Genomic DNA, 8,168 nt, shown 5'->3' on the forward strand with positions numbered 1-8,168 from the left:
GGGTGACCAGGGGGTGGGGGGTCGTGAGCCTGTTGTCGAGTGAACTCGGGTGCGGGGATCAGGAGTTGACGGCCGGGATGACCGACGAGCCGTACGCGTCGATCACCGTCTCCTGCGCGTCGTGCATGTCGTAGACGGCGAACTGGTCGACGCCCAGTTCCCGCAGCGCGTTCAGCTTCTCGATGTGCTTCTCGACCGGGCCGATGACACAGAACCGGTCGACGATCTCGTCGGGCACGAACTGGGTGTCCGGATTGTCGGCGCGGCCGTGGTGGGAGTAGTCGTACCCCTCACGCGCCTTGATGTACTCGGTGAGTTCGTCGGGTACGGCGGCGGAGTGCTCGCCGTACTTGGACACCAGGTCGGCCACGTGGTTGCCGACCATCCCGCCGAACCAGCGGCACTGCTCCCGGGCGTGGGCGAGGGCCTCGGGCGAGTCGTCCTCGGTGACGTACGCGGGTGCGGCGACACAGATCTTCACCTCGGACGGGTCACGGCCGGCCGCGACCGCCGCGTCCTTCACGGCCTTGACCATGTACTCGGTCAGATAGAGGTCGGCGAGCTGGAGGATGAACCCGTCGGCCTCCTCACCGGTCATCTTCAGGGCCTTCGGGCCGTACGCCGCCATCCAGACGGGGAGTTCGGCGCCGGGCTTGATCCAGGGGAACCTGACGACCGTGCCACCGCCGAGGTCGGCCTCCCGGCCGCTGCCGAGCGCGCGGATGACCTTCATGGCTTCGCTGATCCGGGCCAGGGTGTTGGGCTTGCGGCCGGCGACACGCATGGCCGAGTCGCCGCGGCCGATGCCGCAGACCGTGCGGTTGCCGAACATGTCGTTGAGGGTGGCGAAGGTGGAGGCGGTGACCTCCCAGGTGCGGGTGCCCGGGTTGGTCACCATCGGGCCGACCTTGAGCCTGTCGGTGTTGGCGAGGATCTGGCTGTAGATGACGAACGGCTCCTGCCACAGCACGGCCGAGTCGAAGGTCCAGCCGTAGCTGAACCCGCTGCGCTCGGCGCGCTTCATCAGGCTGACCACCCGCGAGGCGGGCGGGTCGGTCTGCAGGACGAGTCCGAAGTCCATGGGCTCCGCTCCTAGTTGAGGTACTGACAGGTGGAGCGGGGGGTGTAGACGCCGTGCCCGGCGCGCCCGGTGTACTCCCGCTCGGTGATGACGGGTTCGCCACGCGAGAGGACCGTCTCGACCCGGCCGGTGGTCCGCTTGCCCTCGTACGCCGAGTAGTCGACGTTCATGTGGTGCGTCACGGCGGACATGACCTGCTCGGCCTGCGGGTCGTAGATCACCACGTCGGCGTCGGCGCCCGGCGTGATCGTGCCCTTCTTCGGGTACATGCCGAACATCCGGGCCGGGGTCGCGCAGGCGATCTCGATCCAGCGGCGGCGTGAGATGTGGCCGTCGACGACGGCCTGGTGGAGCAGGTCCATCCGGTTCTCCACGCCCGGGAGACCGTTGGGGATCTTCGAGAAGTCGCCGCGGCCGAGTTCTTTCTGGCCCACGAAGCAGAACGGGCAGTGGTCGGTGGAGACGACCTGGAGGTCGTTCGTCCGCAGGCCCTTCCACAGCTGGGCCTGGTGCTCCTTGGGCCGCAGCGGCGTCGAGCACACGTACTTCGCGCCCTCGAAATCGGGCTCGGCGAGGTTGTCGGTGGACAGGAACAGATACTGCGGGCAGGTCTCGCCGAAGACGTTCAGCCCCTCGTCGCGCGCCCGTGCCAGCTCGGCCACTGCCTCCATGGCCGAGACGTGCACGACGTACAGCGGGGCGCCGGCGACCTGGGCGAGCTTGATGGCCCGGTGGGTGGCCTCGGCTTCGAGGAGCGCCTTGCGGACCTCGCCGTGGTAGCGGGGGTCGGTCTCGCCGCGTGCCAGCGCCTGTTCTACGAGCACGTCGATCGCGATGCCGTTCTCGGCGTGCATCATGATCAGGCCGCCGTTCTCGGCGGAACGCTGCATGGCGCGCAGGATCTGGCCGTCGTCGGAGTAGAAGACGCCCGGGTACGCCATGAACTGCTTGAAGGAGGTCACGCCCTCCTCGACCAGCAGGTCCATCTCCTTGAGCGTCTCCTGGTTCACATCGGAGACGATCATGTGGAAGCCGTAGTCGATCGAGCAGTTGCCCTCCGCCTTGGCGTGCCAGGCGTCGAGGCCCTCGCGCAGGGTGTGGCCCACGCTCTGCACGGCGAAGTCGACGATCGTGGTGGTACCGCCCCAGGCGGCGGCCCGGGTGCCGGTCTCGAAGGTGTCGGAGGCGAAGGTGCCGCCGAACGGTAGCTCCATGTGGGTGTGGGCGTCTACGCCGCCCGGGATGACGTACTTTCCGGTGGCGTCGATGGTTCGGTCGGCGGTCCATGCCTCGGCGACGGATGTTCCGGTGGCGGCGAGGGCGGTGATGCGGCCGTCCTCGATCAGGACATCGGCGTGCGTCTCGTCGGATGCGGTGATGACGAGGCCGCCGCGGATTAGTGTTCGGCCGGTCATGGGTCCTCTCCCTCGGTGGTCATGTGCGGCTTTGCTGTGGCTGGTCGCGCAGTTCCCCGCGCCCCTAGGTGGGCCGACGCCAGCGGCGTTTTTACGGGGCTGTCAGCGGGCCGTACGCCCCCGGGGCGCGGTCCCTGTAGAACTGCCAGCGGTCGCGGACTTCCCTCAGCTTCGCCAAGTCCAGGTCGCGTACGACGAGTTCCGTCTCCTTGTCGCTCGCCACCTCCCCCACGAACTGGGCCTCCGGGTCCACGAAGTACGTCGTGCCGTAGAAGTCGTTGTCGCCGAGGTCCTCCACGCCGACCCGGTTGATGGCGCCCACGAAGTACTCGTTGGCGACGGCAGCCGCAGGCTGCTCCAGCTGCCAGAGGTAGCGGGAGAGGCCGCGGGAGGTGGCGGAGGGGTTGAAGACGATCTCGGCGCCGGCCAGGCCCAACGCCCGCCAGCCCTCCGGGAAGTGGCGGTCGTAGCAGATGTAGACGCCGATCCTGCCGACGGCCGTCTCGAAGACCGGCCAGCCGCTGTTCCCGGGGCGGAAGTAGAACTTCTCCCAGAATCCCTGCACTTGGGGGATGTGGGTCTTGCGGTACTTGCCGAGGTAGGAGCCGTCCGCGTCGATCACGGCGGCGGTGTTGTAGAGGACGCCCGGCTGTTCCTCCTCGTACATCGGCAGGACGAGGACGATGCCGAGTTCCTTGGCGAGCGCCTGGAAGCGGCGGACGGTGGGGCCCTCGGGGATCTGCTCGGCGTACTCGTAGAACGCCTTGTCCTGGACCTGACAGAAGTAGGGCCCGTAGAACAGCTCCTGGAAGCACAGCACTTGAGCGCCTTGCGCGGCCGCGTCGCGGGCCGCCTGCTCGTGTACCTGGATCATGGATTCCTTGTCGCCGGTCCAGGCGGTCTGGAAGAGGGCGGCACGAATCACTCGGCTCATCGGGACCTCCGGTCGCTCGGTGTGCGAGAAGGCTAGGAAGTCCGAAGCGGCGGTTTGAGTTGCACGGTGTCACGTCTGGGGGCGTGCGGCGTGTCACGGTGTCACCCTCTTCCGATCCCATGTTTCACCGCCGTTTTCCCAGGTCATGGCAGGTTTCAGCTCTGTTGCGCGTCATGCGCGAGGAGTGCGATGTGTACGGACGCGGCCTGTTCGAAGTCGTCGAGGTCGACGCCGAGCCGCGTCTGTATCGCCTCCAGGCGGCGATAGAGCGCGGGCCGTGAGACATGGTGGAGCTGGGCGGTGCGGGACTTGTTGCGGCCGGTCGCGAGATAGGTCCGCAGCACGGACAGCATGTCCTCGTCGGACGCACGCAGCAGCCCGTCCAGCTCCCGTTCCGCGAACGACTGCACCTGCGGATCGTCCCTGAGCAGCCGGATCAGGCCGCGCAGATGGACGTCCTTGAGGCGTACGACGGCCGGGAGGTCGAGCGCGGCCGAGGAGTCGGCGACGGCATCGGCGACGTGCTGCGCCTCGCGCAGGCCGGCGGGCACGTCGTCCCAGGCGGTACGGGCGTCGGCGGCGGCCACCACGGTTCCGACGGCCTCCGAGTGCACCCGTGCCGCGAAGTTCGCCGTCAGCACCGGTGCGTCCTGGTCGCGGGCGAGGCTCAACAGCACCGCCACGGCCCCGTCGGCCAGCTCGGCGACGAGTCCTGGCAGCCCCAACATCCGCAGCACACGGTCGAGTTGGGCGGACTCGACGTCCCGCACGACCAGCGGCACGAAGGTGCGCCGGTTCACCGGAAGTCCGGCGGCACGCGCGCGCGGCAGCAGTTGCCTCGCCGGTACGACCCCGCTGACCAGGTCGGTCAGCAGGCTCTGCGCGGACTGCTCCTCCCAGGTGTGCGCGGAGTTGCCGCCGAGCATGCGGTGCAGGACCAGGGCCTCGGCGGCGCGGTCGGCGAGGAGCCGTCCCGTGGCGGTGTCGCCGCGGTAGCCGCACAGCATGATCTGCCCCCAGCGCTCACCGCGGCCGCCGAGTTCGGCGCGGATCCAGCCGTCGCCCTCGCTGCCGCCGGCCTGCCGGGCGATGCGCTCCCAGTCGCGCAGCACGTCGTCCACCGCGGGGCGCTCACCGGCCGTGGCGAGGACGCGGTGGGCGAGGTTGGTGACGACGACGGGGCAGGCGGCATGCGAGGCCACCTCGTCCAGCAGGCTCTGCAACGGGGCGCCGGCGGTGATGAGCGCGGTCAGTGCCGTCCGCACGGCCTCCGAGAGGCTCACGGCGGCGAACTTCCGCCGCACGAGCCGGCACTGGACCTCCTCGGTGAGCTCGGCGAAGGGGAAGGGCCGGTGCAGGACCACCATGGGCAGCCCGCACCGCTCGGCCGCCCGGCGCATCACCTCCGGCGGCGCGGGGAACGCCCGGCCGAGGCCCAGGACGACGGCCGCGGCCTCGGCCCGGTGCAGGGAGCGGATGTACTCGGCCTGCTTGTCTTCGTCCCCGGCGAGCAGCACTCCGGTGGTCAGCACCATCTCCCCGCCGGTCAGCATCACCCCGACGTCCGGCGCCTCGGCGACATGCACCCAGCGCACCGGCCGGTCCAGCTGACCGGCGCCGGCCACCACCTCGGGCTCCCCGGCGAGCACCCGCTCCAGGGTGAGGACCTGCCGGACCGACAGGGCGGGCTCCAGGGGTTCCGAAGGCTCCAAGGGCTCCGAGGTGGTGGCCATGGCGACGTTTCCCTCACTCGGGTGCTGAAGTGGGTCCTGCTAGATGCTCCTCAGAGCGCTGTCGAGGATCGCGGCGCCTTCCTCGGCCTCCGCGACGGTGAGGGACAGGGGCGGGGCGATCCGCAGGGAGGTGGTGTTGTGGCCGCCGCCCTTGCCGATGAGCAGGCCGCCCTCGCGGGCCGCTTCCAGCACGGCCGACGCGGCGGCCGGGTCGGCCTCGTCGGTGCCGGGCCGGGTGATCTCGACGCCCAGCATCAGGCCCCGGCCGCGCACCTCCCGTACGTGCGGCACCTGGGTGGCGACGGCCCGCAGCCGTTCGAGGAGCAGCCCGCCGACCCGTCGGGCGTTGCCCTGGAGGTCGTGTTCCAGCAGGTAGGAGAGGTTGGCGAGGCCGGCCGCCATGGTGATCTGGGTGCCGCCGAAGGTGGAGATGCTGTTGGAGTCGAGGCAGTTCATGATGTCGGCGCGGGCCACGACCCCGCCGATGGACATGCCGTTGCCGATGCCCTTGGCGAAGGTCAGGATGTCCGGCGGACCGGACTGGCCGTGTGCCTGCCAGCCCCAGAAGTGGTCGCCGGTGCGGCCCCAGCCGGTCTGCACCTCGTCGGCGATCCACAGGATGCCCTGTTCGGCGAGGACCTCGCGGAAGGCGGCGTAGAGCCCGTCGGGGCCGGAGGTGAAGCCGCCGACGCCCTGGATGGGCTCGGCGATCAGCGCGGCCGGCGGGCGGGTGTGGCCGAGGATGTCCCGCAGGTCGTCGACGCAGGCGGCGATGAAGTCGTCGTCGCTCAGGTGCGCGTACGGCCCACGCGTGCGGACCCCGCCGTGGACGTACAGCGTCTGCAGCGGCGACAGGGAGGTCGGGGACCAGCCGCGGTTGCCGGTGATGCCGACCGCGCTGAAGGAGCGGCCGTGGTAGCTGTTGCGCATCGCCAGGATCGTGTTGCTGCGGCGGTAGGTCGTCGCGAGCAGCAGGGCGGTGTCGTTGGCCTCGGTGCCGGAGGTGGTGAAGAAGACGCGGGCATCGGGGATGCCGCTCAACTGGGCGATGCGCTCGGCGAGTTCGACCATCGGACGGTTGAGGTACAGGGTGGAGGAGTGGATGATCCGCCCGGCCTGTTCGCTCACCGCCTTGGTCACCTCGGGCAGGGCGTGCGCGGTCATCGTCGTCAGGATGCCGCCGAAGAAGTCGAGGTAGCGGTTGCCCTCGGCGTCCCACACATGGCGGCCCTCGCCGTGGGTGATCTCCAGCGGCTCCTCGTAGTAGAGGGCGAGCCAGTCGGGCAGCACGGCGCGGTGGCGTCCCAGCAGGTCCTTGGTCACGGCTGCACCAGTCCTTCGTAGGCGTCGGGGCGGCGGTCGCGGTAGAAGGCCCACTGCTGCCGCACTTCGTCGATGAGGTCGAAGTCGAGGTCGCGGACGATCAGTTCCTCCGTCTTGTCACTGGCGACCTCGCCGACGAACTGGCCGCGCGGGTCGACGAAGTACGAGGTGCCGTAGAAGTCGTTGTCGCCGTACTCCTCGACACCGACCCGGTTGATCGCGGCGACGAAGTACTCGTTGGCGACGGCGGCGGCCGGCTGCTCCAGGCGCCAGAGGTAGGAGGAGAGGCCGCGGTGGGTGGCGGAGGGGTTGTAGACGAGCTGGGCGCCGTTCAGGCCGAGTTGCCGCCAGCCCTCCGGGAAGTGGCGGTCGTAGCAGATGTAGACGCCGACCTTGCCCACGGCGGTGTCGAAGACGGGCCAGCCGACGTTGCCCGGCTTGAAGTAGTACTTCTCCCAGAAGCCCTTGACCTGCGGGATGTGGTGCTTGCGGTACTTGCCGAGGAAGGTGCCGTCGGCGTCGATCACGGCGGCGGTGTTGTAGTAGAAGCCGGAGCCCTCGACCTCGAAGACGGGGACGACGATCACCATGCCGGTCTCGCGGGCCAGCTCCCGCATCCGCCGCACGGTCGGCCCGTCGGGGACTGGCTCGGCCCAGCCGTAGTGCTCGGGTTCCTGGACCTGACAGAAGTAGGGCGCGTTGAAGACTTCCTGGAACCCGATGATCCTCGCGCCCTGACGGGCCGCCTCGCGGGCGTGCTCCTCGTGCTTCGCCACCATGGACTCGGTGTCGCCGGTCCAGGTGGCCTGGACCAGAGCGGCACGAACGACGTTGGCCATGAGCTGCTCCTTCGACGGGACGTCAGAGCCTCTACGCCCGTAGAGGGGGGCCGTAGAGGCTCGAAAGTAAGCCCCTGGAACAGCCTTGCCAAGACCATCGTCGTTAACCCGCAGAGTCGATCGCGTTTCACACTCCTGTGGGTGACTGTTGGGGCCGGTGGGAGGGGTGTCGTCTCCTGTGTCCGCCGAGTCTCAGGCCGTGTGGCCCGCCACCCGCAGGGCGTGCACGAGGTCCCACTGGCACTCGTCCGAGACCCCCTGGGCGGCCGCGAGCAGCAGGGGTACGAGCGTCTTCGGGTCGGGTGCGGCGCTGCGGGCGGCCTCCTCCGGGGTGCGGACGCGGACGTAGGCGTCGAGCAGGGCGCGGACCTCGCGGTGGCGTCCGTCGCCGGCCAGCGCGACGACCGCCTGCCCGATCTCGTGCGCGGGCCGCCCCACGCCCTGCCGCAGGATCTGCTCGCCGTCCTCGGCGCGCCCCGCCGCGGTCAGCGCGTCGGCGGCGGCCACGAGCCGCTCGGCGGGCAGCGAGGCGGCCTCCCACAGCACGGTCGCCCAGTCGGCCGCGAGGCCTGCGTGCCGCATCTCGGCGGCGAGCAGGGGGATGCGTTCGGCGGGCCAGTAGGCGGCCTCGACGAGCAGTGCGTGCGCCTCACCGCTGCGCCCTTCGCCGCGCAGCCGTACCAGCGTCTCCACGGCCTCGACGACCTCCCGCCGATCCGCCGCGTCCATCTGCTCGACCCGCGGTTCCACCGGGGTGGCCGCGACCGGTTCGGGCTCGGCCCCGGCCCCGGCGAACCGCGCGCCACGCGGGGTGCGGCGGCCGGTGACGGGCTGGGCGGGGAG

The 8,168-nt window shown here is 70.2% G+C and carries 6 protein-coding genes and 1 pseudogene; all 7 read right to left on the minus strand.

Features of this window, described 5'->3' with window-relative positions; all coding sequences use genetic code 11:
- Positions 1-58: 58 nt before the first annotated feature.
- On the minus strand, positions 59-1,081 hold the full coding sequence (locus L0P92_RS39280; RefSeq protein WP_234767926.1) for a TIGR03842 family LLM class F420-dependent oxidoreductase: 1,023 nt from the start codon (positions 1,079-1,081) through the stop codon (positions 59-61).
- An 11-nt stretch (positions 1,082-1,092) separates the two neighbouring features.
- The gene (gene hydA, locus L0P92_RS39285) at positions 1,093-2,496 is read right to left on the minus strand and encodes a dihydropyrimidinase (protein ID WP_234767927.1); all 1,404 of its coding nucleotides are present in this window, start codon (positions 2,494-2,496) and stop codon (positions 1,093-1,095) included.
- A 91-nt stretch (positions 2,497-2,587) separates the two neighbouring features.
- The gene (locus L0P92_RS39290) at positions 2,588-3,430 is read right to left on the minus strand and encodes a nitrilase-related carbon-nitrogen hydrolase (RefSeq protein WP_234767928.1); all 843 of its coding nucleotides are present in this window, start codon (positions 3,428-3,430) and stop codon (positions 2,588-2,590) included.
- A 155-nt stretch (positions 3,431-3,585) separates the two neighbouring features.
- A complete protein-coding gene (locus tag L0P92_RS39295; RefSeq protein WP_234767929.1) occupies positions 3,586-5,163 on the minus strand; it encodes a PucR family transcriptional regulator in 1,578 nt (525 codons plus the stop codon).
- Positions 5,164-5,202: 39 nt separating this feature from the next.
- Entirely contained in the window at positions 5,203-6,486 is a 1,284-nt protein-coding gene (locus L0P92_RS39300) for an aspartate aminotransferase family protein (RefSeq protein ID WP_234767930.1), read from the minus strand.
- On the minus strand, positions 6,483-7,325 hold the full coding sequence (locus L0P92_RS39305) for a nitrilase-related carbon-nitrogen hydrolase (protein WP_234767931.1): 843 nt from the start codon (positions 7,323-7,325) through the stop codon (positions 6,483-6,485). Before L0P92_RS39305 ends, L0P92_RS39300 begins: the two co-directional genes overlap by 4 nt.
- A gap of 192 nt (positions 7,326-7,517) precedes the next feature.
- Positions 7,518-8,168: pseudogene (locus tag L0P92_RS39310) on the minus strand (hypothetical protein); the annotation flags it as partial.

Origin of the sequence: Streptomyces muensis (assembly GCF_021474425.1) — a bacterium.
Classification (GTDB): domain Bacteria; phylum Actinomycetota; class Actinomycetes; order Streptomycetales; family Streptomycetaceae; genus Streptomyces; species Streptomyces muensis.